This window comes from Pseudomonas sp. PDM15 (genome assembly GCF_014851565.1).
Taxonomy (GTDB): domain Bacteria; phylum Pseudomonadota; class Gammaproteobacteria; order Pseudomonadales; family Pseudomonadaceae; genus Aquipseudomonas.
This window is the reverse complement of record NZ_JACVAA010000008.1, coordinates 198,896-224,196: the sequence shown is the minus strand read 5'-3', so window position 1 is coordinate 224,196 and position 25,301 is coordinate 198,896. Positions and strand designations below refer to the sequence as shown.

Below are 25,301 nucleotides of genomic sequence, written 5' to 3'. Positions count from 1 at the left end.
CCCCCGCGCCGGCCCGCACCCCACCTGATTTTCCATCCTTGGCCCCCTCATGAAACGCTCCAAAAGCAGCAGCCGCTGGCTGAACGAACACGTCAACGATCCCTACGTCAAACGCGCGCAGAAGGACGGCTACCGCTCGCGGGCCAGCTACAAGCTGCTCGAACTGAACGAGAAGGACAAGCTGATCCGTCCCGGCATGCTGGTGATGGACCTGGGCTCGGCGCCCGGCGGCTGGTCGCAGGTGGCCGGCAAGATCGTCGGCGAGAACGGCCGCGTGATCGCCAGCGACATCCTGCCGATGGACCCGCTGGACAACGTCGACTTCATCCAGGGCGACTTCACCGAGGACGCCGTGTTCCAGCAGATCCTCGCCAAGCTCGACGGCCGCCAGCCGGACCTGATCATCTCCGACATCGCACCCAACATCAGCGGCGTCGCGGTGGCCGACCAGGCCTCGTCGATGTACCTGGTCGAGCTGACCCTGGACATGGTGCGCCAGGTGCTCAAGCCCGGTGGCAACTACGCGGTCAAGGTGTTCCAGGGCGAAGGCTCCGAGGCCTTCCTGAAGGACGTGCGCAGCTCGTTCGAGAAGGTGGCGATCCGCAAGCCGGAGGCCTCGCGCCCGCGCTCGCGGGAGGTCTATCTGGTTGGCAAAGGCTTCAAGGGCTGAGGCGCCAACAGCGGCTCCACCCGGTGAAATCGACCATACCCAGCGACAGGCCACTGCACCCGATGTCAGTGGCCTTTCGCGAGCGACGCCGGCCCAAAGCTACATGTCTTTGCCGCAAATCAGGCTAACCACTGCCCGCGGTTAGCCAGCAGAATGCCAGTATGTTCACCTGGCTCCGGGGTCCTCCCGGAGTGCGAAATCGCCCCATCCGGACCATAACTACTACGAGAGCCGGTAAGGGGCAGTGGCACACCGTTACTCCCGGTGGCCACAGTCCTGGCTCGGCCCCGTCTGTCTGCCCCAGCGCCGGCAGCGGCGGCAGGAGCCATGGAACGACACCCGCCATCGGGCACAACCCGTGGCGGTACCCGGCTATCGGCCAGAAACCTTGCATGGATACCTTGCGATGCCCTCCAACCTGAAGTTCAGCCAGAAGATCCTGCTGGCCGCCTCTCTGGTGACGATTGTTGCGTTCACCCTGTTCGTGCTGTTCAACGACTACCGCCAGCGCCAGACCCTGAACGCCGACGTGCATGCCTCGCTGCAGGAAGTCGGCAGCCTGGCCACGCGCAATATCAAGACCTGGCTGGACGGCCGTATCCAGCTGGTCGAGTCCCTGGCCCAGCAGCTCTCCGCCAACGGCGAGCAGGGCCTGCCGCTGGAGGCCGCGCTGAACCTGCCGGTCTACGGCCAGCGCTTCCAGCTCACCTACTTCGGCGGCGCCGATGGCGCCATGACCTCGGTGCCCGTGGGCAACCGTCCGGCCGACTACGACCCGCGCGCCCGCGGCTGGTACAAGGCCGCCAGCGCCGCCCAGGGCAGCGCGCTGACCGAGCCCTATATCGCCGCTTCCTCGCAGAAGCTGGTGATCACCATCGCCACCCCGGTGCGCCGTGACGGCCAGATGGTCGGCGTGGCCGGTGCCGACATGGACCTGGCGAGTATCGCCCAGCTGCTGGAGTCGCTGAAGTTCCAGGGCCACGGCCATGCCTTCCTGGTCAGCGCCCAGGGCAAGGTGCTGCTGCACCCGGACAGCAATTACACCCTCAAGGACATCAAGGAGCTGTACCCGCAGGACACCCCGCGCGTGCAGGCCGGCGTCAGCGAAGTCGAGCTGGATGGCAAGACCCAGTTCATCGCCTTCACCCCGCTGGAAGGCCTGCCCTCGGCCAACTGGTACGTGGCCCTGGTGCTGGACCAGGATGCCGCCTTCGCCGCCCTCGGCGAGTTCCGCGCCTCGGCCGTGGTCGCCACCATCGTCGCGGTGATCGCCACCGTATTCCTGCTCGGCATGCTGATCCGCGTGCTGATGCAGCCGCTGCTGCTGATGGGCACGGCCATGCGCGACATCGCCCAGGGCGACGGCGACCTGACCAAGCGCCTGAGCGTGCAGAGCCGCGATGAATTTGGTGAGCTGGCCACCTCCTTCAACCAGTTCGTCGAGCGCATTCATGGCTCGATCCGCGAGGTGTCCTCAGCCACCGGCCAGCTCAACGAAGTGGCCAAGCTGGTGGTCAATGCCTCCAACTCATCCATGGCCAACTCCGACGAGCAGGCCAGCCGCACCAACAGTGTGGCCGCGGCGATCAACGAACTGGGCGCCGCCGCCCAGGAGATCGCGCGCAACGCCGCCGACGCCTCCAACCAGGCCTCGGATGCCCGTCATCTGGCCGAGGAAGGCAGCCAAGTGCTGCAGAAGACCATCGTGGCGATGAACGAGCTGTCGGAGAAGATCAGCGCCTCCAGCGCCAATATCGAGGTACTGAACAGCAAGACCGTGGACATCGGCCAGATCCTCGAAGTGATCAAGAGCATCTCCGCGCAGACCAACCTCCTCGCCCTCAACGCGGCCATCGAAGCAGCCCGCGCTGGCGAGGCGGGGCGTGGCTTCGCCGTGGTGGCGGACGAGGTGCGCAGCCTGGCCCACCGTACCCAGGAGTCGGCGCAGGAAATCCACAAGATGATCGAGGAGCTGCAGGTCGGCGCCCGTGATTCGGTCACCACCATGACCGAGAGCCAGCACTACAGCGCGCAGAGTGTGGAGATCGCCAACCAGGCCGGCGAGCGCCTGGGCAGTGTGACCCAGCGCATCGGCGAGATCGACGGCATGAACCAGTCGGTGGCCACCGCCACCGAGGAACAGACCGCAGTGGTCGAGGCGCTGAACATGGACATCAACGAGATCAACACGCTTAACCAGGAGGGCGTGGAGAACCTGCAGGCCACCCTGCGCGCCTGCGGCGATCTGGAGCGCCAGGCCGCCCGTCTGCAGCAACTGGTGGGCAGCTTCCGCATCTGAGTACTGGCCTGGTGGGCCTCCCGCCCACCAGGCCACTCTCCCGTCCCGCGCGAAACGAGCACGGATCGCCCTCGGTATTTCCGCTGCCGCCGCTACCTTCCTATGCTTCCTCGTAGCGAAATGTGTTCCGCCATGAGCAAGCGTTTGACATATCAGACCAACTGTTTGACATAATTGACACTCTGAATCCAGAGTTCAGCGTGCAGCAGGTTCCCTGCGCCACCCATCAGTAGCCAGCGGTGAATAACAAGATGATTGAGGTAACTGAGGTTTCCATTGCCGAGCTGCGTGCCGCGCTCGAATCCGGTCGCACCACGGCGGTCGAGCTGGTCCAGGCCTATCTGGCCCGTATCGACGCCTACGACGGCCCCGATACCGAAACCAGGCTCAATGCCGTGGTCGTGCGCAACCCAGATGCGCTGCAGGAAGCCGAAGCTTCCGACGCGCGCCGCGCCCGTGGCGAAACCCTCGGCCCGCTGGATGGCATTCCCTACACGGCCAAGGACAGCTACCTGGTCAAGGGCCTCACCGCCGCCTCCGGCAGCCCGGCGTTCAAGGACCTGGTCGCCCAGCGCGACGCCTTCACCATCGAGCGCCTGCGCGCCGGTGGCGCCATCTGCCTGGGCAAGACCAACATGCCACCCATGGCCAACGGCGGCATGCAGCGCGGTGTATATGGTCGCGCGGAAAGCCCGTACAACGCCGCCTACCTCACGGCCCCCTTCGCCTCCGGCTCATCCAACGGTGCTGGCACCGCTACCGCCGCCAGCTATTGCGCCTTCGGTCTGGCCGAGGAAACCTGGTCGAGCGGCCGTGGCCCGGCCTCCAACAACGGCCTGTGCGCCTATACGCCATCGCGCGGGGTGATCTCGGTACGTGGCAACTGGCCGCTGACGCCGACCATGGATGTGGTGGTGCCGTACGCGCGGACCATGGCCGACCTGCTCGAAGTGCTCGACGTGGTGGTGGCCGATGACACCGAGACCCGTGGCGACCTGTGGCGCCTGCAGCCCTGGGTGCCGATTCCCAAGGCCTCCAAGGTGCGTCCGGCATCCTATCTGGAACTGGCCGCCGGCGCCGCCGCGCTCAAGGGCAAGCGCCTGGGCGTACCGCGCATGTTCATCAACAGGGACGAGCTGGCCGGCACCAGCGAGAAACCCGGCATCGGTGGCCCGACCGGTCAGCGCATCCATACCCGTGCCTCGGTCATCGCACTGTGGGAAGCGGCGCGCCAGGCCCTGGAAGCCGCCGGCGCGGAAGTCATCGAAGTGGACTTCCCGCTGGTGTCCAACTGCGAGGGCGACCGCCCCGGCGCGCCCACCGTGTTCAATCGCGGCATCGTCAGCCCGGAGTTCCTGCATGACGAGCTGTGGGAGCTGTCGGGCTGGGCTTTCGACGACTTCCTGCGCGCCAACGGCGATCCCAAGCTGAACCAGCTGGCGGATGTCGACGGCCCGCAGATCTTCCCGCACGACCCGGGCACTCTGCCCAATCGCGAAGACGACCTGGCCGCCGGCATGGACGAATACGTCAACATGGCCAAGCGCGGCCTGAAGACCTGGGACCAGATCGAGACGCTGCCCGACGGCCTGCGCGGCCTGGAGCGGACGCGCAAGATCGACCTCGAAGACTGGATGGACGAGCTCAAGCTAGACGCCGTGCTGTTCCCCACCGTGGCCGACGTGGGCCCGGCGGATGCCGACGTGAACCCGGCCTCGGCGGACATCGCCTGGAGCAATGGCATCTGGGTTGCCAACGGCAACCTTGCCATCCGCCACCTCGGCGTACCCACGGTCACCGTGCCGATGGGCGTGATGGCCGATATCGGCATGCCGGTGGGCCTGACATTCGCCGGTCGTGCATACGACGACTCGGCGCTGCTGCGCTTCGCCGCGGCCTTCGAATCGACCGGCTCGAAGCGCCAGGTACCGCCGCGCACCCCGCCGCTGGGCAACTGATGGCACGACGGGAGCGGTGCCGCAATGGCACCGATCCCGCTCGGCTCAGCCGCCCGCAGCAGACGAGCCGCAGGCCCGGATGACGCGGGCGGGATTGCCCACCACGGTAGCCCCGGCAGGCACATCCCGGGTCACCACGCTGCCGGCACCGATCAGGGCGTTATCTCCCACGGTCACCCCCGGCAGGATCAGCGCCCCCGCGCCGATCCACACATTCGCCCCGATGCTCACGGGCCTGCCGAACTCCAGCAGCTGGGCACGCAGCTCCGGCTCGCGCGGGTGGTCTGCGGTCAATAGCTGCACGCCCGGGCCGATCTGCGTGCCGGCGCCGATGCTGACCCGGCAGACGTCGAGGATGACGCAGCCGAAGTTCATGAACACGCCGGGCGCCAGGTGGATGTTGTAGCCATAGTCGCAGTAGAACGGCGGCCGTATGTTCACGCCCTCGCCCACCGCCCCCAACAGCTCGGCCAGCAGCGCTCGACGCTCTTCTTGCGAAGCCGCGCCCGCAGCGTTGTAACGCGCCATCCAGTCCGCCGCGCGCTGCGCATCGGCGGCCAGTTCGGGGCCGCAAGCCACGTACAACTCCCCGGCCAACATGAGTTCCTTCTGCGAGCGCTGCGTCATGGCTGATCTCTCGGCTTTCCACGGTAGGTGACGATATGGATCGCCGCGCGAGCAAATGGCTCCTGAAGAAATTGGCCATCCGGCATGTGCATTGCTCGATGAGCCGAGCGACCGTCGAACAGAACCGCCGACGGCTCAGGACCGACCGATTGCGCGGCTCACGCCACTACTTTGCCTTCACTCGGAGCGCCAGCCGGCAAGCGCATCGGCAGGCGCGATCGGGCAAATGATTGTTGGACGCACCCGCGCATAGGGCGTAGAACGGAACTACACCCGTTTTCACGGCAACACCGCCGCGCGAATAGAGAGCCCCACTCTCCCTGCATCTCAGGTTGCCCATCGCGCAGTAGAGCAACTGCTCAGCGCCAGCTGAATAGACCTGTATCGGACCGTGGATGTACATCCCAGAGCCGCCCGCCTGCGGGCCGCTCGTCCCCGGTAGATATGCCCATGGGATTACTTCGTTGCGCCTACTTCGAGGCACCACTGTCGCTGCTGAAGGAGTCACTTCATCTGGAAGTGTTCAGCCATAGCCAGAAGCTGGTGCTGATCAACATCCTCTTCGGCGACATCAAGCAAGCGGTGTTCTATACGCCGCCTGACCTCGAGCTGCTGGACTGCAGCGATGCCGAACACGCTTGCCGGTTGGCGCTCGGCCAGCTCGGCGCGCACTTCTACAGGCCGCGGACCTCGGGCCGCCGCCCGGTGCTGCTGCTCGACCCCAACGCCCAGCCCTACGAGAGCGTGCTGCTGCGCAGCTTCTGAACTGCGCTGACCCAGCGCAGCGTCTCGCCGGCTAGACCTCCACCGTCACCCAGGCGGGAGCGTGGTCGCTGGCATGTGGCTCACCGCGCACCCAGCGGTCCACGCCGGCGTCCAGCAAGCCCTTGGCCAGCGTCTCGCTGAGCAGCAGGTGGTCGATGCGCAGCCCGGAATTGCGTTGCCAGTGCTGGCGGAAGTAATCCCAGAAGGTGTACAGGCGCTCCTCGGGAAAGCGCGCACGCAGCGCATCGGTCCAGCCCTGTTGCAGCAGGCGCCGATAACACTCACGGCTTTCTGGTTGCAGCAGCGCGTCCTTCTGCCAGGAGCGCGGGTTGTAGATATCCAGATCGGTCGGCACCACGTTGTAGTCACCGGCCAGGACCGCCGGATGACCACTGCTGGCGAGGGATTCGGCATGCGCGATCAGGCGCTCGAACCAGGCAAGCTTGTAGTCGAACTTCGGCCCCGGTTGCGGGTTGCCGTTGGGCAGGTACAGGCAGCCGACGATCATCCCATGGGCCGCCGCCTCCAGGTAGCGGCTCTGCTTGTCGGCCGTGTCGCCGGGCAGCTCGCGGCGAATCTCCAGGGGCTGCATGCCCTTGGCCAGAATCGCCACGCCGTTCCAGGCCGGCTGGCCGTGCCAGATCACCCCATAACCGGCGTCACGCAGGGCGTCCCCAGGGAACTTGTGATCGGCCGCCTTGAGCTCCTGCAGGCACACGATGTCCGGCTCTTCACGATCGAGCCAGGCAAGCAGCGCCGCCAGACGCGACTGGATGCCGTTGACGTTGAAGGTAGCGATGCGCAGTTTGGCCAAGATTGTCTCGGGCTATAGCGGATGAATGTGGTCGACGTCCCCAACGCTCGCCAGAGCCGGGAATGCACCTCATTGCCTGGGATTGCGGCGTGGCCGAATGAGTTCAGAGCGGCGCGCTGGCTCAGCATCAGAAACCCGGCTGCACGCCGGGTCTGCTAGCTGGGGTCGCTCAGACTTTCACTGGCTGGTCCGTGCGCTGGTCTGGCGGCTCCGTGTTGGGCGGGTCAGGCTCGTTGGGGTCTCGCCAGTCCTCCGGGCGCTCCTCATCCGGCGCCGGCGTGTTGCTGTCGCCAGGGACTGTGCCGGGCTCGACCGGCGCCTCTGTCTCGGGCTGGTTACCTGGGTTGATCGTGTGCATGTTTCACCTCGCGAGAGGCCCCGGATGGGCCTCATTGCGTTCGAGGTGGCCCGACCTGCCCAGTTCAGGCAATCCGCTGCGCGGTAAACGTCGACTCGTCGACAGCCCGTCAAGGCCGCCAGTTAAAGGCCGAACTTTTCCGCCAGCCCCCTGCTCTACCGCTCACGGATAGGGACTCAATCCTGTATAGCGTCGCGCCTATCCGCTTCTGCATACCGCACTTCGGTTGGCCCATGGGCCCGACCTTCTACTGAGTCCGATAGGAAAACAGCGATATGACGGACTGGCTCAAGGCTGACGGCGAGATGGCGGAGCGCATCCGCAGCTATGACTGGTCCGCCACCGCATTAGGTCCTATCGGCGAATGGCCCGACGTTCTCAAGACCACCCTCGCCCTGTGCCTGGACTCGCGCTTCCCCCAGGCCATCATGTGGGGCAGCGACCTGGTCACGCTGCACAATGATGCCTTCAGCCCGATTCTCGGCAACAAGCCCGCCGCCCTCGGGCAGCGGTTCAGCGAGGTATGGAAAGAGGTCTGGGGCGACGTCGGCCCGATCGCCGAACGCGCCTGGGCAGGCCAGGCCACCTACGTCGAGGATTACCCGCTGGTCCTCGAGCGCAGTGGTGAGCCGGAGCAGGCCTACTTCACCTTCTGCTACAGCCCGATACGCGATCATGCCGGCCGGGTCGTCGCCATCCTTGATACGGTCACGGAAACCACCGCCACGGTGGTAGCCAACCAGCGGCTCGGTTTCCTCGCTGCGTTGGCGGCCGAGGTGGCAGACGCCACCAGCCCCGGCATGATCATGGCCGCCACCACGCGCATGCTGGGCGAACACCTGCGTCTATCCGGCTGCGCCTATGCCGAGATGGATGCGGACGAGAACGGCCTGACCGTGCGTGGCGATTGGGTGCAACCGGGATCAACACGTCTGCTGGGACGTTACAGCCTGGCCAATTACGGCGAGTTCGCCGTGCGCAGCCTGCGCGCCGGCCAGCCGCTGATGATCAACGATCTGAAGCAGTTGCAGCCGAGCGAGGCCGCCGTATTCCGCGCCTCGCACATCTGTGCCGCCATCTGCATGCCGCTGATCAAGGACGGCCGCCTGACCGCCCTGATGGCGGTTTACGACAAGGCGCCACGCACCTGGTCCGTCTACGAGCGCACCCTGGTCAGCGAAGTGACGCAGCGCTGCTGGGCGCACATCGAGCGGGCCCGTGCCGAAGTGCAGCTGCGCGAGCTCAACGAGAGCCTGGAAGAACGTGTGGCCCTGATGGTTGCCGAGCGCGAGGCCACCGTGGCGGAGCATCACGAGACGCGCAAGATGGAGACCATCGGCCAGCTCACCGGCGGTATCGCGCATGACTTCAACAACCTGCTGACGCCGATCATGGGCACCCTGGACCTGGTGCGCCGGCGCATGGACGACGAACGCTCGCGGGAGCTGGTCGACTGCGCGCTGCAGGCCGCGGACCGCGCGCGCACCCTGGTCGGCCGCCTGCTGACCTTCGCCCGCCGACAGACCCTGAAGCCGCGGGCCGTGGCGCTGGAGACGCTGGTCAACGACATGCGCGACCTGATCGTCCGCTCGCTGGGCCCGATGATCGAAGTGGCAATCGACATTCCCAGTCATCTGCCGGCGGTGATAGTCGACCCGCACCAGCTCGAACTGGCCATTCTCAACCTGGCGGTCAACGCCCGCGATGCCATGGGCGATGGCGGCCGCCTGGAAATCAGTGCGACGCTGGACGACGTGCCCAGCGCCGCGGTGAGAGGTCTGAGCGCCGGGCGCTACGCGTGCCTGACGATCAGCGACAACGGCAGCGGCATGAGTGCCGAAACGCTCAAGCGCTGTGTGGACCCGTTCTTCTCCACCAAGGGTATCGGCAAGGGCACCGGTCTCGGCCTGTCCATGGTCCAGGGGCTGGCGGCGCAATCCGGCGGCGGCCTCGGCATCGAATCGGAAGTGGGGTTGGGCACGCGGGTCAGCATGTGGCTGCCGATCACCGCAACTCAGGCGGCGAGCGAAGGTGACGAAACCGCCGATGCGCCGCGGGCACCGCGGCCGACACGGGTGCTGCTGGTCGACGATGAGGATATGGTCCGGCAGACCGTCACCATGCAACTGGAGGACCTGGGCTACCAGGTGACTGGGGCCAACTCGGCGGCCGCCGCGCTGCGCCTGATCGACGAGGGTCTGGCACCGGACGTGCTGGTCACCGACCACATCATGCCGGACAAGACCGGCGCCCAGCTGGCTCGTGAGCTGCACCAGCGCTTGCCCAGCCTGCCAGTGCTGATCATCACCGGTTACGCCAACCTCACCCCGGCGCAGATGCACGGCTTCGAGATACTGGCGAAACCCTTCCGTCGCAGTGAACTCGCCGCACGCCTGGTCCAGCTGCTCAGCGCAGCGTGATATGTGCGGCCAACTGATACGGGTCGCTGCCCAGCCACACGCGCCCTATCAGTGAAGCAAGCCGCACTACAGCGATCAGGAACTCTGCTGGAGAAATGTTGAACTCCCTTTTTTCCTGTCGGTCCGTTTTACATCCATTCCGCCGCTGCGCTTCCTGTCACTCGGCTTGTCGTTCACGAGTGCTAGTGTCAGCGGCATTGTTAATCCCCCGCGAAAGGAAATCCGCGATGTCCGTTTCTCAGCTTGCCGAGCTTCTCAAACAGAACGAAGAACAACTGCTGGACAAGTGGATGGCCGCCCAGCGCGCCGCCGGTATCCGCATCGACCTGATCGACGAGCGCGCCATCCAGGAGAGCTCCCGCGAGCTGCTCAAGGCCGTGACCATCGCCCTGGCGCAAGGCTCGGACGATATCGAAACGGCAGCCTGGAAGCCGCTGATGGCGCAGCTCGAACGACTGTCGGTGACCCAGGCGCGCCAGGGTTTCACCCCATCCGAGACGGCCACTTTCATATTCTCCCTCAAGGAGCCGCTGTTCGACCTGGTGCAGAGCCAGGGCGACAATGCCATCAACCTGGTCTGGCTGATCAGCAAGCTGATCGACAAGCTCGGCCTGTTCAGCGTCGAGTACTACATGACCGGGCGCGAGTCGGTGATCCGCGAACAGCAGGAAAGCCTGCTGGAACTCTCCACCCCCGTGGTCCAGCTCTGGGATGGCGTGCTGGCGGTGCCGCTGATCGGCGCGCTGGACAGCAACCGCACGCAGATCGTCATGGAGTCGCTGCTGCAGAAGATCGTCGAGACCGAGTCGGACATCGCCATCATCGATATCACCGGCGTGCCGACCGTGGACACCATGGTGGCTCAGCACCTGCTCAAGACCATCACCGCGGCCAAGCTGATGGGCGCCCGCTGCATCATCAGCGGCATCCGCCCGCAGATCGCGGCGACCATCGTGCACCTGGGCGTCGAGCTGGGCGATGTGGTGACCAAGGCTTCGCTGTCCGACGCCTTCAAGCTGGCGCTCAAAGAGCTGGACGTCCGTCTGGTCAATGCCAAGGCACGCTAAGGGACAGCGCTATGGTAGATCGCATTCCAATTCTCAAGATGGGCAAGTACCTGCTGCTCAGCATCCAGGTCGACATGCACGACCAACTGGCGCTGGACCTGCAGGAAGACCTCACCGAGCAGATCGTGCGCCACAAGGCCAAGGGCGTGCTGATCGATATTTCTTCCCTGGAGATAGTCGACTCCTTCATCGGCCGCATGCTGTCGCATATAGCCAACGTCTCACGGATTCTCGATGCCAAGGTGATAGTGGTCGGCATGCAGCCGGCCGTGGCCATCACCCTGGTGGAGCTGGGCCTGTCCCTGGAGGGCATCGCCACCGCGCTGAACATCGAGAAAGGCATGCGCTGGCTGGAGAACAGCGTGAACGAGGACGACATCGCCGGGGAGCCCGAGAGTGAAGACGCAGACGCTCCCTCTGAAGCAGGAAACTGACATCGTCATCATCCGCCAGCAGGTCCGCAAACTCGCCGAGCAAGCCCGCCTGGGCCTGGTCTCCCAGACCAAGATAGTCACCGCGGCCAGCGAGATTGCGCGTAACGCGCTGATCTACGGCAATGGTGGAGAATGCCTGCTGGAGCTCGCCAGCCGCGAGGGTCGTGCGGCCGTGCGCCTGATCATCCGCGACCAGGGGCCGGGCATCGCCGATATCGAGCGCGCCCTGGTCGACGGCTACACCTCGGGCAGCGGCCTGGGTCTCGGCCTCAGCGGTTCGCGTCGTCTGGTGGATGAGTTCGCCATCGACAGTCAGCCCGGCGCCGGAACCACCGTGGAGCTATGGAAGTGGAGATGAGCGAACGCTCCACGCAGAACGCCTACCCCATCAGCCATACCGCGCACGCCGACGCTGCACGCCGCGCCATCGTCCATCTGGCCCGCCGCCTGACAACCGATGAGTCGCTGCTCGGCCGCATCGGCGTGGTGGTACAGGAGATGGCGCGCAACCTGGTGATCCATGCCAGCGGTGGCGAACTGCTGTATTACCAGGACGACAGCCGCCTGGAACTGCTCGCGGTGGACCGTGGCCCCGGCATGGCCGATGTCGCCCGCTGCCTGGCCGACAGCTACTCCAGCAAGGGCACCATGGGCGCCGGCCTGGGCGCCATCAGTCGTCTCTCCGACCGCTTCGATATCTATTCCCAGCCCGAGCGCGGCACCGTGGTGCTGGCCCAGTTTCATCTGCAGCCCTCCATGGGGCCGCTGATTTCGGCGGGTGTATCTCTGCCCTACCCGGGCGAGGAGCTATGCGGCGATGCCTGGGCGGTCAGCGGTAACCGCCTGCTGGTGTGCGACGGGCTGGGCCATGGTTACGCCGCCAACGAAGCCAGCCGCAAGGCACGCGATCTGTTCCGCGAACACGACCCGAACCTTGCGCTGGAAACACTACTCGAACGAATGCACCGAGTACTGATGTCGACCCGCGGCGGGGCCGTGGCCCTGGCGGAGGTGCTGCCGCAACAGTCCCAGGTACGCTTCTGCGGCATCGGCAACATCGCCGGCGTGCTGCACGACGGGCGCAGCCGCAGCATGGTGTCCGGCAACGGCACGGTGGGCTACCGGATCGGCAGGATCCAGAGCTTCAGCTATCCATGGTCGCCCACCACCGTATTGCTGATGGCCTCGGACGGCATCAGCACCCGCTTCGACCTGACCAGCTACCCCGGGCTGGTCGGGCGCCACCCGGCCGTGATTGCGGCGGTGCTGCACCGCGACTTCCGCCGGCACAACGACGACGCAACCATGGTGGTAATGAAGTATGCATAAGGTGCGGCGCATCGTATCCATAGAGATCCGGGAAGAGGTCGACGTGGTCACCTGTCGCCAGAGCGCCAAGCGCATCGCCGCTTGGCTCGACCTGTCACAGCTGGAGCAGATCCGCTTCGCCACCTCGGTATCGGAGCTGGCCCGCAACATCTACCAGTACGCCGGCCAGGGTGTGTTCCTGTTCGAGCTGGTGGAGAACAAGGCCGGCCAGCTCTGCGGCCTGCGCTTTATCGCCGAAGACCATGGGCCCGGCATAGCCGCCATCAACAGCATTCTCGACGGCAGCTACATCTCGCCAACAGGCATGGGCGTAGGGCTGCGCGGCGCCCAGCGATTGATGGACGACTTCGAGATCCACACCTCCGACAGCGGCACCCGCATCCGTGGCGTCAAGGCGATCTACCCTCCGCGCACCTATCCCTCGGTGGCGCAATTCCAGGAGATCCGCGAACAACTGCAGAGCGATGGCGTCGCCGACCCTTATGTCGAACTGCAGGTGCGCGGCAAGGAACTGCTGCTGACCACCGCCGAGCTGCAGAACAAGCAGTTCGAGCTGGAGGCCACCAACGTGGAGCTGGAGAACACCAACAAGGGCGTGGTGGCGCTGTATTCCGAGCTGGAGAAGGCTACCGACGAGCTGCGTGCCGCCAGCCAGTCGAAGAGCCGCTTCTTCGCCAACATGACCCACGAGATTCGCACGCCGATCAACATCGTCGAGAACATCAGCAAGATGCTGCTCAAGGGTGTGGACGGGCCGCTCAATCCCGAGCAATACAAGCAGGTCGAGTTCATCAGCGAAGCCGCCTCCGAGCTGTCCGAACTGGTCAACGAGCTGCTCGACCTGTCCGAGGCCGAGTCCGGGCGCATCGAGATCACCCCGGTGCGCTTCACCCTCGCCGACTTCGTCGAACAGCTGCGTCAGTTCACCGGTGCCCTGGCCCAGCGCTACCCGGCGCTGGCCTGGGAAGTACTCGGCGCCCCCCATGACGTGGTGCTGGAAACCGACCGCCACCGCCTGTTCCAGATCATGCGCAACCTGATCGGCAATGCCTTCAAGTACACCCCCAGCGGCAAGGTCAGCGTACGCACCTATCTGCCGGACGATCAGAGCGTCGAGTTCCTGGTGGAAGACACCGGCATAGGCATCGAGGCAGAGAATCACAGCCGGGTCTTCGAGGAATTCCTGCGGGTGCGCACCCCCGCAACCCCGCAGATCCAGGGAACCGGTCTCGGCCTGCCCGTGGCGCAGCGCCTGGCACACCTGCTGCGCGGCGAGATCAGCCTGGACAGCGAGCTGGGGTGTGGCAGCCGTTTCCTGCTGCAAATAGCCCGCGTGTACGACCAGCAGGCGCCCGAGCCGGCGGCGCTCGACCTGAGCGGCATCAACATCCTGCTGATCGATGATAGCGAGGCCGACCGTTACCTGTTGTCGCGCCTGCTGCAGCCCTACCATCCGGTGATCATCGAGGCGGTCAACGCCACGTCGAGCATCGACAAATTGCATGCCGTACGCCCCGATATCATCTTCCTTGACCTGGACCTGCCGGATATCTCCGGCGAGGACCTGCTCGACAGCATGGACTGGAGCATGCACGCGCGCGTGCTGATCAACACTTCCAAGCCGCTCGCGGGGCCGGCACTGGAACATCTGCGGCGCCACAGCCGGGCGATTCTGAACAAGTCGCATCCGGACTACGCTGAGCAGGTTCTGCAACACGTTAGACGCCTGGCGGAGGAGCAACGCGATGCGCACTAGACGAGTCCTCATCGTCGACGACATGGAAGCCAACCGCTATGTGCTGCGCAAGATCCTGTCCAGCGAGGCGAACTTCCAGATCCTGGAAGCCGGTACGGGTGCCGAGGGATTGGCTCTGATGATCGAGGGCGTCGACCTGGTGATCCTCGACATCAATCTGCCTGACATGACCGGCTTCGAGCTGATCCAGAAGGCCGAGCAGAGCCTGGGGCCTTCGCGACTGCCGGCGATCATCAATATCTCGGCCACCTTCGTCAGCGGCAAGGACAAGGCGACCGGGCTGAACACCGGCGCCCGCGCCTACCTGACCCATCCGATCAACCCGGATGAGGTGCTGGCGACCATTACCAGCCTGATGAAAAGCAGTACCCGGATGGAGCGCATCGAGCGCCAGCGCAACTGGGCCGAGGCGCGCAACGAGCAGCTGAGCAAGGAAAAGGTCATGCTCGAACGCTTCATGCGCTCCTTCAGCCACGACCTGCGCTCGCCGCTGTCGGCAGCGGTGATGGCCACCGGACTGATGCAGCGCAACCCGGCGCGTCGCACCGAGGATCTGCTCGCCGTGTTGCAGGACAACCTGCGGCGCATCGACGAGATGGTGGGCAACCTGCTGGACATCTCTCACGTCAGCGTCGGCGGAGGCATCAAGCTGATGAGCGAGAGCATGGAGCTGGGCATGCTGCTACGCGACGCCGTGGCCAACCTCGCCCTGCAGCTGGAAAACCCGCTGGAGCTGCAACTGGAGAGCCCCGAGCTGCAGATAGCCTGGGACCGCTCGGCGTTCCTGCGCATTTTCGACAACCTGATTGGCAACGCCGCCAAGCACGGCCAGGCGCTCAAGCCGATCCGCATCGAGCAGGGCCAGAAAGGCGACTTCGTCACGCTGGTGGTGACCAATCACGGCAACTTCCCCGAGGAAGTGCTGGACAACCTGGCCACCCCCTACTTCATCTCCAGCCGCAGCGACACCAAGGGCTGGGGCCTCGGCCTGCCGATCGTCAAGGCGCTGGCGGAGAGCTTCGGCGGCGAAGTGCAGTTCAGCAACCAGGGCGATCTGGCGCGCGTGGAGCTGCTGCTGCCGGTTGCGTTGGCGGGCTGAGGCCACGCTCAGCACGTCCGCTCTGGCATCGGCGTTTAGCTTGTTCGCGCTTGCAATTTGTTTGAACCACCGAGGGTAAACCGGCTTCCGACATACATGGCCGCTCCCCGGAGGAACAATGCGATGGCTGAAAAGCGAGACAAACTGACCGGTTGCCTGCGTAATGGGCATGCCGAGGCGCAGCCAGCGGAACAGCAGCTCAGCGCGCAGAGACTTGCCATGGCCGAGTGCTTCAAGGCGCATCCGTCGGAACTGACCCAACTCCTAAATCACTCCACGACGCCCGGTCTCGGAGACACGCGATGAGAGCTGTCTTTCGCGGTTGTTGCGGGGCTAGCGCTCAGGCGCAACAGCCCCTGCTGAAGACTCTGAGCTTTGCGCTACTGCACTTCTCCATCGCATTCACCGTCGCCTACCTGCTCACGGGCAGCCTGCTGACCGGGGGCCTGATCGCCCTGATCGAGCCGGCCTGCAACACCGTGGCGTTCTACTTCCACGAGCGTCTGTGGAACAGGCGCGGCTCGCCGGTGCAGCGTGAAGAAGGCCATGGCCACGGCAACCTTATCGGCGCGCTGAACGCCCAAGGTCGAGGCGGCCAGCAGGAAGGCCAATGACCGCCACCTTCTTTGACCCGTGGCCGGCAAACCGATAACGGCGCAGCAGCTCGGCCTGGCCGAGGGATTGGCCGAGGCCAGCGACGCCGCGCTGTTCAAATGGCTGGTGGCGAGCTTTCTTTTCGGCAAGCCGATCCAGCAGTCCATTGCCGAACAGGCCTACCGCATCATCGTCGACCAGCATCAACGCGATACGCCGCAGAAGCTGGGCAGCGCCAGCAAGGCGGAGCTGGTGCGCATGCTCGGCGAGGCGCGCTATGTGCGCTACGACCTCTCCACTGCGGAACGCCTGCTCAAGTTGTGCCGTAAGCTTCAGGAGCAGTACGACGGCAAGCTCAGCGTGATGCACCGGCAGAGCAGCAGTCGCGCAGACTTCGAACGGCGCCTGATCGAGTTCGAGGGCATCGGCCCCAAGACAGTGGAGATATTCATGCGCGAGGCGGCTGAAGGGCTGTACTGAAGGCTCGGCTTCCCGGCCTGCCGGAACACGGTCATGGCCCCCTGCCACAATCCGTTTGGCGATACTCCGGCCCCCTATATCCGACTAGGAAGAGCAATGGACTGGCTTATCACCTATCAAACAGCAACAGGCCTGCAGAAGAAGGTCGTGGTGCGGGCAGTTGCCCTGCCCAACCACAAGGCCGTGGCACAGAAGATCGTCATGGATGCCTACGGCGACGAGCCGCCTCAGCCACTGGGCAATCTGTCGGCGATCGACTGGCTGGATCGATGTGGTCTGGAGATCGTGGATATCGACCTGCTGAAATCGCAAACGGCCGTCTGATCCCTCGGGGAGCGGTGATGGATACACCTGGCTTCCACGAGGAGCCCTCGATGGGGCAATCGTGCCAAGTGAGCCGAACCTGACAGGCTGGCTGATCGGTGAATGGCTGGCGGAGCGGTGCAGAGCTACGAAAAGGAATCCAACGCGGCCAGGGTAAAACCCGAAGCATCGATCACGCGGCGGTCGAGGGCGCTCTCGTCCGGTCGCCGTTCGACCTTGCGCACCCCTTCCACAGACATGCCCGCCGCGAGCAACGCCAGGTCCTCCGATATCCGTTTGCCGACGGAGGCCGGCTCCAGGCCCGCGAGCTGGTCGAGCCGCAATGCATCGATGGCAAAGCGCTCACCAGTGGCCTCATTCGCCAGGGAAAGTACGCTTCTGCCTTGTCCCTCTTCGCCCGCGCCTATCACTCGATAGCCAGGGATGCTTCCGGAAAGCTCATGTACCAGCATGGATGATCCTCGATCAGAGGAGGCCCTGAACGGGCCCCCCTTCGCGGTAATTGCGCCTATTGGCGACCACTACCACCTTGGTTGCTCTGACCACCTTTGCGGCCGGCTTCGGAGGCCTTTTCGCGGTCGTCGGCCATACTGCCGCCGCTGTTCTGACCGCCTTTTCTGCCGGCTTCCGAGGCCTTTTCCCGGTCATTGGCGAAATTGCCCTGATTTCCCTGACCGCCCTGGCGGCCTTGATTGCTTTGATTACCCTGGTTCTGGTTGCCTTGGCTGCCTTGGTTGCTTTGATTACCTTGGCTGCCTTGATTGCCTTGATTGCCTTGATTGTTGTTCATGTCGCTATCTCCGAATCGCAGGGCAAGGATTGCCCAGGCGCTTCAGTGGAGGGGAGCCAAGCGCTGGATGTTCCACCTATTTCCACGCCTCGCTTGGCGGTGGCAGACGAGTGGTAGAAGGCCTAATGCCAGTTACCGCTCCGATCAGAATTGCCGCACGAGCCGGCAACGCAAAACAGCGCAATAGCCCGATACTGGCGACATATGGCCTGGATTGATTTGCGGCTGCGCTGACCACACACGAGTATCTCTGAGCGCCGCTATTTCCGTGGGCTACCCAAGAAAGGCCCGGAAAGCGGAAATTCGCGATGGAAAATAACCGGAGATATTCATGGACGCTGCCACCAGCGTGGCGTACAACTTAAGAAACACTTCACGCTCCATACTCCCCGCCCAGTCACTAGATAACTCAGCTGGCGGCCACCTGGCCTACCTGCAGTCCTGCTGAAGACCTGACTAAGGATCGTGGTCACCCACAAGAGCTTCCACGCCAACGGCCGCTCTTTCACTTTGGCAGGCAGACCAATGAGCTCGCTGTATCGAGAGCGGTACGAGGTTCCCCTCGCACAGCTACAGGATTCAATTTTTCTGGACGTCATGTGCCACGGCGGCAAGATTCTGCTGGTCAATGTCGTCTTCAGAGAGGCCACCCAGGCGGTTTACTACCCGGCCCCCGATATTCAGATGCCATGCGACGATGCTGAAAAGGCCTGCCGAATCGCCCTGGGCCATTTCCGATCAAGGCCGTACAACCTCTATCCCCAGGAGCGCCGCAGCATCCTGCGGCGCTGCGTTCTCATACTCGACCCGAACGGTCCGCTGTATGACGGGGTGCTGTTCAAACACCATGAAGACTCTCGGGGCGGCAGAACCGCGAGGGGCCGTAGCCCTTCACTATCCTGAGAGTGGTCGGCGAGCAGACCGGCCGGGGCAGACACGACATGCTGCCGCCCTGCCAGTCTAGCGACGCGGTTACTACAGCCCTCATCGTGGAGAACCGGGATGATCAGCAAGAACACCATCTGCCTGTGGTACGACGGCACCGCGCTGGATGCCGCGACCTTCTACGCCGAGACCTTTCCGAACAGCTCGGTGGACGCCGTCCACCGCGCACCTGGCGACTACCCGGCGGGCAAGCAGGGCGATGTGCTAACCGTCAACTTCACGGTGCTGGGCATTCCCTGCCTCGGGCTTAACGGCGGGGCCGCTTTTCCGCAAACCGAGGCCTTCTCGTTTCAGGTTGCCACCGACGACCAGGCCGAGACGGACCGCCTGTGGAACGCGATCGTCGGCAACGGTGGGCAGGAAAGCGCATGCGGCTGGTGCAAAGACAAATGGGGACTGTCGTGGCAGATCACTCCGCGCGCCTTGACGGAAGCGATCACCAACCCGGACCGGGCAGCGGCTGCCCGCGCCTTCGCCGCGATGATGGACATGCAGAAGATCGACATCGCCGCCATCCAAGCGGCGCTGAAGGGTTGACCGGCGCCTGGGCGTAGCGCCGTGCGCTTGGCCGCCGACTGGTGATCGACAGTCGACGGACATAAACGCACGCCCCGGCGCGTCGCGGCTGCTAATCCGCCAGCGCCGCCAACACCTCACGTACCTGCTCAAGAGTAGCCGGCGTACAAGGCAGCATCGGCTCGCGCAGTTCATCGGCGATCATGCCTTGCGCAGCCAGGGCACCCTTGACCACGGCCGGATTGGGCTCGGCGAAGGCCTGCTGCATCCATGGCAACAAGCGATAGAAAGTGCGTCGCGCCGCCGCCAGCTCGCCCTGCTCCATCTGCCGCTGCATCAGCACATAAAGATCGGCGCGAATGTGCGCGGACGCGGATATGGCGCCGGCGCCACCCAGGCACAGAGTGCCGAAGATCTGCAGGTCCTCGCCTGCCAGCACCTGGACGTTGCCATCGGCAATCAGCGCCATGGTGGTTTCCGGATCGCCGCCACAATCCTTGATCGCCGCGATGCGCGGGTGGCGAACGATGCGCCGCAAGGTCTCGCGTTCGATGCGCACGCCGGTGCGGTAAGGAATGTCATACAGCACCAGCGGCACGCTAGCGGCGTCGGCAACGGTCTGGAAGAAGGCCTCCAGCCCTTGCTGCGACGGGCGCACGTAGTACGGCGCTGGCACCAGCAACCCGGCAGGCGCGCGCAGCTGGATCTGCTGCTGCAGGGCCAGCAGCTCGCGCAGGTTGTTGCCAGCCAGGCCCATGATCACCTGCTGCGGCGGTACCCACTGCAATACCGCATCGAGTACTGCAAGTTGTTCCTCCTGGCTCAGCGCCGCCGCCTCACCGGTGGAGCCGCAGATCACCAGGCCCGCGACGCCATCCTCCAGCAACTTGCTGACCAGGCCGTGAAGCGCGGCGAAATCGATCTCTCCGGAACGAAAGGGAGTGACCAGAGCCACCCAGATCCCACGAAAATCAGACATGCGAAAACTCCTTGTGGCTGACCGTAAAAGTCGCCGTCAGGAGGGAGCGGGAATCAAGCGTGCGGGAGGTTCGACCTGGCGCCTTGTGTCCTGTCAGCCCATCTGACGGGACAGCGCGCCCCGGTCAAATGAGCGACTGTTTCTTGGATTTATTGGCAACCACGACGCACGCGCAAGCCTGGGCGGAGAAGCCCGGCGATAGCAGCGAGTGGTCGAGGGTGGAGAACATGGAAGGTCCGTTACGCAAATCCTGATCCGGATAGTGCGCAGCGGCTGGCGTGGCTGTCAATCAGAGGCTCTGCTGAACGGCGCGAAATGCAGGGTCGCAACGAAGCCACTCTCTATATCCAAAACCGTCATCCAGAGCATCGAGGATCTAGAACGAGCGCTGCAGCAGATCAGCGCAGCAGTATGCGAGCCATCTGCAAGGGCAAGTTGTGCTCCTTCCAGTTTGCCCCAAGCTAGCTCGGCTGCGGCATGGATCCAAGACGCAGGCGCATCTCTGCACTGGCACTGGGCCCTGCTTGCACGGTGCACTGGTCCAGCGGGGTGGGATGGCCATCGCAGATGTCTGCCATGAGCTGGCGCACCGGCCGCCCGGTTGCTCGCTCGACAAGCTGCACACTTTCCCCTTCCTCGGCGTAATGGCGATTCCCCCAGGCCACAAAAGCCATCAGCACCACGCGGAAGTCTTCGCCCTTGGCAGTCGGCACATATTGATAGCGCAGAGGGCGCTGGCTGTAAGCCTGGCGTTCGAGCAGCCCCGCCTCCACCAGTGAATTCAGACGCCGGGTGAGCATGTTCGGAGCGATCTCCAGGCTGCGGGCAAACTCATCGAAGCGGCGCAAGCCCTGCAAAGCATCCCGCATGATCAGGATGCTCCACCACTCACCAACCCGTTCCAGGCTGCGCGCGATGGGGCATTCGGCGTTGGCGAGAGTCTTGCGCTGCATGGCTGATCCTTTCCGGGGGTTAATGAATGTTCGCTCGGCATGTTACTTTCATCATGATAGTAACGTCCATACACCGCTATCCATCAAGAAGCAGAAGGAGTTGGGCCAGCATGAGCAAACGTATCGTCATTACCGGAATGGGCGCGGTCAGCCCTCTCGGCTGCGGAGTCGAACCGATTTGGAAACGCCTTCTGGCTGGTCAGTCGGGGATCCGCCAGCTGCCGCCTGAGCTGGTAGGTGACCTGCCCATCACCATTGGCGGCCAGGTACCGGATCGCCTCCAGGATCCAGAAGCCGGATTCGATCCGGATCAACTGCTGGCGGCCAAAGAGCAGCGCAAGATGGACCGCTTCATTCTCTTCGCCCTGGCTGCCGCCCAAGAGGCGTTGACCCAGGCCGGCTGGAATCCGAGCACGCCTGAAGAGCAGGAGCGCACGGCAACCATCATCGCCTCTGGCGTCGGCGGATTTCATGCGATCGCCGAGGCCGTGCGGACTACCGACAGCAAGGGACCGCGGCGCTTGTCGCCCTTTACCATTCCGTCCTTCCTGAGCAACATGGCTGCCGGGCATGTCTCCATCTCCCATGGTTTCAAAGGCCCGTTGGGCACGCCGGTTACGGCATGCGCGGCCGGAGTCCAGGCTATTGGCGATGCCGCGCGGATGATTCGCGCAGGAGAGATTGACGTTGCGGTGTGTGGTGGCGCCGAGGCAACCATTCACCGCGTCAGCCTGGCGGGATTCGCCGCGGCGCGAGCGCTTTCGAGCAACTACAACGACACCCCGGAGCGCGCCTCCCGCCCCTTCGATGAGGGGCGCGATGGCTTCGTCATGGGTGAAGGCGCGGGTCTCCTGGTCATCGAAGAGCTTCAGCATGCTCTGTCGCGTGGTGCCACGCCGATCGCCGAACTGGTGGGCTACGGCACCAGTGCCGACGCCTATCACATGACGGCAGGCCCGGAGGACGGAGACGGCGCCCGCCGGGCAATGCAGCAAGCGCTGCGCCAAGCAGGCGTCGAAGCCTCCCAGGTCCAGCACCTCAATGCCCACGCCACCTCGACTCAAGTAGGCGACAAGGGTGAGTTGGCAGCGATCAAAAGCGTGTTTGGCAACGGCAGCAGCGTCGCCATCAGCTCGACGAAATCGGCCACGGGACACCTCCTGGGCGCCGCCGGCGGTATCGAGGCCATCTTCACGATCCTCGCACTGCGCGACCAGATCGTTCCCGCCACGCTGAATCTGGAGATTCCCGATGTAGCGGCCGAAGGCTTGAATCTGGTCAGCGGCGCCGCCCGGCATCTGCCTCTGGAATACGCGCTATCCAACGGCTTTGGCTTCGGCGGGGTGAACGCGAGCGTTCTGTTCCGGAGATGGAGTTGAGGCTATCCATGGGGGGGAAATCGCGAGACGCCCCAGGGAGGTCTCGCGACTTTGCCATTGCAGTTATCGCAGTGCCTCTGGCATGCAGTCTGTTACCAGCAGACGGGCAGAAACCTCTTGATCGCCGCAATCAGCCGATAGAGCCTGAGGCAACTTGACCAAGGAGCGGCTCACTCATGCAGGCACATTCGATAGAAGCATTGTCACCTGTCGATTTCGATGAATTCATCACCTATCTCGATGACCATCTGCGCGAGAACGGCTCGCCGGATGTTGGATATTTCCAGCCGCTCTCCCGCAGCGCTGCCTCCTTCCCTGAGGAACGGAAAGTTGCATTCCGTGCCGGGCTGGAGATTGCGGTGGGCGAGCCGGGCTGGCGTCGGGCATGGGTCGCACGGGGAGCGGAGCAGCAGATCCTCGGGCACATAGATCTCCGAGGCCACGCCGAGCGCTATGCGGCACATCGCTGCCTGCTCGGCATGGGAGTCCACCGCGACCTCCGACGCCAAGGCCTGGGAGCAGCCCTGATCGAACATGCGCGGGTTTGGGCTGCATCCTCGGAGCTGGAATGGCTTGATCTACAGGTACTCAGCAACAACCAGGCCGCTCTCGCCCTCTACGAACAGGCCGGATTCGTTCGGGTGGGTGAAGTGCCGCACATGTTCAAGATCGATGGGCACGCTTTCTCGTACACGACGATGACAAGGCCCTGTTCGAGTCAGTAGTGGCGCTGGTGGCGACCAATGTTCTGGCCGATAGCAGGCTGTCGTAGACCCGTCCTCCCGGCATAATCTGGGGTCACGCTGGCTCAGGAACATGCGCGGGATAAGCCAGCTCGACAAGCCGTTCCGATTCCGCCCAGAGCCTCGCAGCATCAGCCGTATTCAGCGCTCTTGGTGGAATGAAAGCCGGGGTTGGAAAACCGCGAGTTTCGCTGAGCCCATTCGGACCGTAGTAACCGCCGCGCAGGGCATAGGGCGCCGTGGCGGCGAACAGAGTGGGCAGCGCTCCCTGCGCCGCGGGCTGGAACAGGAACCACAAATAGCGGCGGAGCATCCCCGGTACGCTGCGGGCCCCCATGCCGTTGACTATCAGTTCGGTACGTGCGATGCCCGGGTGGGAGGCGATGCTCTGGATGCCCCAACCCCCCGCATTGCTGCGACGCTGCAGCTCGAGCGCGAACATGAGGCAGGCCAGTTTGGATTGGCTGTAAGCCACCATTGGTTTGTAGTCGCGCTCCGACTGCAGGTTGTCAAAGTCGATGGCACCGCTTCGCGCCGCCACGCTCGACAGGCTCACCACACGCGGGCTCGCGCCGCTGCGCAGCAAGGGCAGGAGCCGAGCTGTCAGAGCGAAGTGCCCCAGGTAGTTGGTACCGAGCTGCAACTCAAAGCCATCGGAGGTTTCCCGGCGCATTGGCGGCGTCATGACCGCTGCGTTATTGACCAGCAGTTCCAGACTGTCCAGCGAGTAGCGCAAGCGCTCGCCCAGGGCCTCGATCGACTCCAGACACGCCAGGTTGACCGCCTCGAAACGAACGTCTGCGGCCGGAACCTCCCGGCGAATCTGCTCGACGGCTGCAGCGCCTTTCAAGGGATTTCGCCCCGCGACAATGACCTGGGCACCGGCCCGGGCCAGCGCCAGTGACACCTGGAAGCCGATACCACCGGTTCCGGTCACCACGGCCGTTCGGCCGCCCTGGAAGGGAATGTCAGAAGCTTTCCAACTGGCCATGATCTTTTCCTCAGGCATCGGGGCGTGACCAGGTCTGCTGAAGCGACTGCCTTTTCCCCCTTCCCAGCGACAACCGTGCCGCGGCGATGGCGTTATCGAGAGACGATCGCAGCAGGCTGGAAAACTTTGGCCGCTCGGGCGTTGCGCGAACTGCCCGCTCCACAGGGTCCATCGTCGGCAGAATACGGGGGAATGCCGCGCCACGCAGCGCGCCTCCGGGCAGCGAGGCGTGCTCGAAATGAATGGGCATGCGCTTGGCTGAAGGCGCATAGACAACGTCGTCGCCTGTCCAGCGCAAGGCCAGGGCACGCCGGCGGCGGGTTCTCGACTGATTGCCGTAGGAGCCGTGCAGCGTCAGCGGGTGGAACATCAGGATGTCGCCCGGCTCCATGTCCCAGTCGAGCAGCTCATAGCGCTCGGGATGGGCATTGATGTCCGGAACGTCATCCATCTTGTCATCGATGATCGCCGCCACGTAATCCGGCGAGATCGCCTTGAAGCGCTGCGGCCACTTGTGCGAGCCCTTCACGTACAACAGCCCGCTGTTCTCCCGGTTGACCGGATCGCAGGGAATCCAGAACGAGCAGATTTGCTCGCCACGAATCGGCCAGAAGCTGAGGTCCTGATGCCATGGCGTGGGGGCATCCGTACCGGGCTCCTTGACGAACATCTGGTCGTAGAAGAAGCGGACCTCCTGGGAGCCCATCAACTGCTGGGCCCAGCGGGCAAAGGGGCCGTAGTAGATCAGGTCGCGCAGCACATCGATGCGCTTCCAGAGGAAGATATCCATCTGGTAGCCCTCCACCTTGCGCGACATGAATCGCCCCACCATGGATGCATTGCTCCGCGCCGCCTCCAGGCCGCTTTCGATCATCGCCATCCAGTTCGGGTCAATCGCCCCCTTGATCATCACCACGCCATCGTCGCGGTAGCGCTGGATCTCCTCGGCGGTCAGAACTCGTACGGGGTATGCGGGATAGGACATGGTTAAACTCCCTCGGCACAGCGTGC

25 protein-coding genes and 2 pseudogenes are annotated in these 25,301 nt (G+C 64.2%); 19 read left to right on the top strand and 8 right to left on the bottom strand.

Annotation, left to right across the window (positions count from 1 at the left end; translation table 11 throughout):
* Positions 1-49: 49 nt before the first annotated feature.
* The 4 genes and pseudogenes from rlmE (at position 50) to IB232_RS21170 (ending at position 4,927) form a co-directional block, all read left to right on the top strand.
* A complete protein-coding gene (gene rlmE / locus IB232_RS21180) occupies positions 50-670 on the top strand; it encodes a 23S rRNA (uridine(2552)-2'-O)-methyltransferase RlmE (protein ID WP_192400528.1) in 621 nt (206 codons plus the stop codon).
* A gap of 406 nt (positions 671-1,076) precedes the next feature.
* A pseudogene (locus IB232_RS24055) lies at positions 1,077-2,111 on the top strand (cache domain-containing protein); the annotation flags it as partial.
* Positions 2,112-2,204: 93 nt separating this feature from the next.
* Positions 2,205-2,969, top strand: coding sequence for a methyl-accepting chemotaxis protein (locus IB232_RS24050; protein ID WP_412547755.1), 765 nt, complete (start codon positions 2,205-2,207; stop codon positions 2,967-2,969).
* Between the two features lie 251 nt (positions 2,970-3,220).
* Complete coding sequence (locus IB232_RS21170) at positions 3,221-4,927, top strand: amidase (protein WP_192400526.1); 1,707 nt, start codon at positions 3,221-3,223, stop codon at positions 4,925-4,927.
* Positions 4,928-4,972: 45 nt separating this feature from the next.
* Here the strand turns inward: IB232_RS21170 and IB232_RS21165 are convergent, their stop codons facing one another.
* Positions 4,973-5,554 (bottom strand): sugar O-acetyltransferase, encoded by a 582-nt coding sequence (locus tag IB232_RS21165; RefSeq protein WP_192400525.1) that lies wholly within the window; start codon positions 5,552-5,554, stop codon positions 4,973-4,975.
* A gap of 450 nt (positions 5,555-6,004) precedes the next feature.
* On the opposite strand from IB232_RS21165, the gene IB232_RS21160 reads away from it, so the two are divergent.
* Positions 6,005-6,319, top strand: coding sequence for a hypothetical protein (locus IB232_RS21160; RefSeq protein ID WP_192400524.1), 315 nt, complete (start codon positions 6,005-6,007; stop codon positions 6,317-6,319).
* Positions 6,320-6,350: 31 nt separating this feature from the next.
* Here the strand turns inward: IB232_RS21160 and IB232_RS21155 are convergent, their stop codons facing one another.
* Positions 6,351-7,133: an exodeoxyribonuclease III gene (locus tag IB232_RS21155; protein WP_192400523.1), complete on the bottom strand. Its 783-nt coding sequence runs from the start codon at positions 7,131-7,133 to the stop codon at positions 6,351-6,353.
* Positions 7,134-7,766: 633 nt separating this feature from the next.
* Between IB232_RS21155 and IB232_RS21150 the strand changes: the two genes are divergently transcribed.
* From IB232_RS21150 to IB232_RS21105, 10 genes are all read left to right on the top strand, one after another.
* Complete coding sequence (locus tag IB232_RS21150; protein ID WP_192400522.1) at positions 7,767-9,911, top strand: response regulator; 2,145 nt, start codon at positions 7,767-7,769, stop codon at positions 9,909-9,911.
* 227 nt (positions 9,912-10,138) lie between these two features.
* Entirely contained in the window at positions 10,139-10,978 is an 840-nt protein-coding gene (locus tag IB232_RS21145) for an STAS domain-containing protein (RefSeq protein WP_192400521.1), read from the top strand.
* Positions 10,979-10,989: 11 nt separating this feature from the next.
* A complete protein-coding gene (locus IB232_RS21140) occupies positions 10,990-11,412 on the top strand; it encodes an STAS domain-containing protein (RefSeq protein ID WP_192400520.1) in 423 nt (140 codons plus the stop codon).
* Positions 11,375-11,770: an ATP-binding protein gene (locus tag IB232_RS21135; RefSeq protein WP_318652301.1), complete on the top strand. Its 396-nt coding sequence runs from the start codon at positions 11,375-11,377 to the stop codon at positions 11,768-11,770. The genes IB232_RS21140 and IB232_RS21135 overlap by 38 nt, the downstream gene beginning before the upstream one ends.
* Positions 11,767-12,741, top strand: coding sequence for an ATP-binding SpoIIE family protein phosphatase (locus tag IB232_RS21130; RefSeq protein ID WP_192400519.1), 975 nt, complete (start codon positions 11,767-11,769; stop codon positions 12,739-12,741). The genes IB232_RS21135 and IB232_RS21130 overlap by 4 nt, the downstream gene beginning before the upstream one ends.
* Positions 12,734-14,497, top strand: a complete 1,764-nt coding sequence (locus IB232_RS21125) for an ATP-binding protein (protein WP_192400518.1) — start codon at positions 12,734-12,736, stop codon at positions 14,495-14,497. The genes IB232_RS21130 and IB232_RS21125 overlap by 8 nt, the downstream gene beginning before the upstream one ends.
* The gene (locus IB232_RS21120; protein WP_192400517.1) at positions 14,487-15,596 is read left to right on the top strand and encodes a response regulator; all 1,110 of its coding nucleotides are present in this window, start codon (positions 14,487-14,489) and stop codon (positions 15,594-15,596) included. Before IB232_RS21125 ends, IB232_RS21120 begins: the two co-directional genes overlap by 11 nt.
* Before the next feature lie 302 nt (positions 15,597-15,898).
* Positions 15,899-16,210 carry a DUF2061 domain-containing protein gene (locus IB232_RS21115; RefSeq protein ID WP_192400516.1) on the top strand — a complete coding sequence of 104 codons (312 nt, stop codon included), beginning with the start codon at positions 15,899-15,901 and terminating at the stop codon, positions 16,208-16,210.
* Between the two features lie 19 nt (positions 16,211-16,229).
* Positions 16,230-16,670: a DNA methylase gene (locus IB232_RS21110; RefSeq protein ID WP_318652300.1), complete on the top strand. Its 441-nt coding sequence runs from the start codon at positions 16,230-16,232 to the stop codon at positions 16,668-16,670.
* Between the two features lie 96 nt (positions 16,671-16,766).
* Complete coding sequence (locus IB232_RS21105; protein WP_192400515.1) at positions 16,767-16,994, top strand: hypothetical protein; 228 nt, start codon at positions 16,767-16,769, stop codon at positions 16,992-16,994.
* A gap of 125 nt (positions 16,995-17,119) precedes the next feature.
* On the opposite strand, the gene IB232_RS21100 is transcribed toward IB232_RS21105, so the two are convergent.
* Positions 17,120-17,446, bottom strand: a complete 327-nt coding sequence (locus IB232_RS21100; protein ID WP_192400514.1) for a hypothetical protein — start codon at positions 17,444-17,446, stop codon at positions 17,120-17,122.
* Between the two features lie 56 nt (positions 17,447-17,502).
* Positions 17,503-17,769: pseudogene (locus tag IB232_RS21095) on the bottom strand (general stress protein); the annotation flags it as partial.
* A 540-nt stretch (positions 17,770-18,309) separates the two neighbouring features.
* Here IB232_RS21095 and IB232_RS21090 point away from each other — a divergent pair.
* The gene (locus tag IB232_RS21090) at positions 18,310-18,687 is read left to right on the top strand and encodes a hypothetical protein (protein ID WP_192400512.1); all 378 of its coding nucleotides are present in this window, start codon (positions 18,310-18,312) and stop codon (positions 18,685-18,687) included.
* A gap of 99 nt (positions 18,688-18,786) precedes the next feature.
* Positions 18,787-19,266, top strand: coding sequence for a VOC family protein (locus IB232_RS21085; protein ID WP_192400511.1), 480 nt, complete (start codon positions 18,787-18,789; stop codon positions 19,264-19,266).
* 91 nt (positions 19,267-19,357) lie between these two features.
* Here IB232_RS21085 and dapA read toward each other — a convergent pair whose 3' ends face one another.
* Together dapA and IB232_RS21075 are read right to left on the bottom strand one after the other, a co-directional pair.
* The gene (gene dapA, locus IB232_RS21080) at positions 19,358-20,224 is read right to left on the bottom strand and encodes a 4-hydroxy-tetrahydrodipicolinate synthase (protein ID WP_192400510.1); all 867 of its coding nucleotides are present in this window, start codon (positions 20,222-20,224) and stop codon (positions 19,358-19,360) included.
* A gap of 461 nt (positions 20,225-20,685) precedes the next feature.
* Positions 20,686-21,177: a winged helix-turn-helix transcriptional regulator gene (locus IB232_RS21075; RefSeq protein WP_192400509.1), complete on the bottom strand. Its 492-nt coding sequence runs from the start codon at positions 21,175-21,177 to the stop codon at positions 20,686-20,688.
* A gap of 110 nt (positions 21,178-21,287) precedes the next feature.
* Here IB232_RS21075 and fabF point away from each other — a divergent pair, with 110 nt between their 5' ends.
* Together fabF and IB232_RS21065 are read left to right on the top strand one after the other, a co-directional pair.
* Positions 21,288-22,556 (top strand): beta-ketoacyl-ACP synthase II, encoded by a 1,269-nt coding sequence (gene fabF, locus IB232_RS21070; protein WP_192400508.1) that lies wholly within the window; start codon positions 21,288-21,290, stop codon positions 22,554-22,556.
* A 176-nt stretch (positions 22,557-22,732) separates the two neighbouring features.
* Positions 22,733-23,281: a GNAT family N-acetyltransferase gene (locus IB232_RS21065; RefSeq protein ID WP_192400507.1), complete on the top strand. Its 549-nt coding sequence runs from the start codon at positions 22,733-22,735 to the stop codon at positions 23,279-23,281.
* A gap of 73 nt (positions 23,282-23,354) precedes the next feature.
* Here the strand turns inward: IB232_RS21065 and IB232_RS21060 are convergent, their stop codons facing one another.
* Together IB232_RS21060 and IB232_RS21055 are read right to left on the bottom strand one after the other, a co-directional pair.
* Positions 23,355-24,290 carry an SDR family oxidoreductase gene (locus IB232_RS21060; protein WP_192400506.1) on the bottom strand — a complete coding sequence of 312 codons (936 nt, stop codon included), beginning with the start codon at positions 24,288-24,290 and terminating at the stop codon, positions 23,355-23,357.
* A 10-nt stretch (positions 24,291-24,300) separates the two neighbouring features.
* Positions 24,301-25,275, bottom strand: coding sequence for a phytanoyl-CoA dioxygenase family protein (locus IB232_RS21055; RefSeq protein WP_192400505.1), 975 nt, complete (start codon positions 25,273-25,275; stop codon positions 24,301-24,303).
* Between the last annotated feature and the right edge of the window lie 26 nt (positions 25,276-25,301).

Excerpts from the sequence above, each read along its gene's own strand:
- rlmE (WP_192400528.1), top strand. The coding sequence starts at position 50 with ATGAAACGCTCCAAAAGCAGCAGCCGCTGGCTGAACGAACACGTCAAC.
- IB232_RS24050 (WP_412547755.1), top strand. The coding sequence starts at position 2,205 with ATGGCCAACTCCGACGAGCAGGCCAGCCGCACCAACAGTGTGGCCGCG.
- IB232_RS21170 (WP_192400526.1), top strand. The coding sequence starts at position 3,221 with ATGATTGAGGTAACTGAGGTTTCCATTGCCGAGCTGCGTGCCGCGCTC.
- IB232_RS21165 (WP_192400525.1), bottom strand. The coding sequence starts at position 5,554 with ATGACGCAGCGCTCGCAGAAGGAACTCATGTTGGCCGGGGAGTTGTAC.
- IB232_RS21160 (WP_192400524.1), top strand. The coding sequence starts at position 6,005 with ATGGGATTACTTCGTTGCGCCTACTTCGAGGCACCACTGTCGCTGCTG.
- IB232_RS21150 (WP_192400522.1), top strand. The coding sequence starts at position 7,767 with ATGACGGACTGGCTCAAGGCTGACGGCGAGATGGCGGAGCGCATCCGC.
- IB232_RS21145 (WP_192400521.1), top strand. The coding sequence starts at position 10,139 with ATGTCCGTTTCTCAGCTTGCCGAGCTTCTCAAACAGAACGAAGAACAA.
- IB232_RS21140 (WP_192400520.1), top strand. The coding sequence starts at position 10,990 with ATGGTAGATCGCATTCCAATTCTCAAGATGGGCAAGTACCTGCTGCTC.
- IB232_RS21130 (WP_192400519.1), top strand. The coding sequence starts at position 11,767 with ATGAGCGAACGCTCCACGCAGAACGCCTACCCCATCAGCCATACCGCG.
- IB232_RS21125 (WP_192400518.1), top strand. The coding sequence starts at position 12,734 with ATGCATAAGGTGCGGCGCATCGTATCCATAGAGATCCGGGAAGAGGTC.
- IB232_RS21120 (WP_192400517.1), top strand. The coding sequence starts at position 14,487 with ATGCGCACTAGACGAGTCCTCATCGTCGACGACATGGAAGCCAACCGC.
- IB232_RS21115 (WP_192400516.1), top strand. The coding sequence starts at position 15,899 with ATGAGAGCTGTCTTTCGCGGTTGTTGCGGGGCTAGCGCTCAGGCGCAA.
- IB232_RS21105 (WP_192400515.1), top strand. The coding sequence starts at position 16,767 with ATGGACTGGCTTATCACCTATCAAACAGCAACAGGCCTGCAGAAGAAG.
- IB232_RS21100 (WP_192400514.1), bottom strand. The coding sequence starts at position 17,446 with ATGCTGGTACATGAGCTTTCCGGAAGCATCCCTGGCTATCGAGTGATA.
- IB232_RS21090 (WP_192400512.1), top strand. The coding sequence starts at position 18,310 with ATGAGCTCGCTGTATCGAGAGCGGTACGAGGTTCCCCTCGCACAGCTA.
- IB232_RS21085 (WP_192400511.1), top strand. The coding sequence starts at position 18,787 with ATGATCAGCAAGAACACCATCTGCCTGTGGTACGACGGCACCGCGCTG.
- dapA (WP_192400510.1), bottom strand. The coding sequence starts at position 20,224 with ATGTCTGATTTTCGTGGGATCTGGGTGGCTCTGGTCACTCCCTTTCGT.
- IB232_RS21075 (WP_192400509.1), bottom strand. The coding sequence starts at position 21,177 with ATGCAGCGCAAGACTCTCGCCAACGCCGAATGCCCCATCGCGCGCAGC.
- fabF (WP_192400508.1), top strand. The coding sequence starts at position 21,288 with ATGAGCAAACGTATCGTCATTACCGGAATGGGCGCGGTCAGCCCTCTC.
- IB232_RS21065 (WP_192400507.1), top strand. The coding sequence starts at position 22,733 with ATGCAGGCACATTCGATAGAAGCATTGTCACCTGTCGATTTCGATGAA.
- IB232_RS21060 (WP_192400506.1), bottom strand. The coding sequence starts at position 24,290 with ATGGCCAGTTGGAAAGCTTCTGACATTCCCTTCCAGGGCGGCCGAACG.
- IB232_RS21055 (WP_192400505.1), bottom strand. The coding sequence starts at position 25,275 with ATGTCCTATCCCGCATACCCCGTACGAGTTCTGACCGCCGAGGAGATC.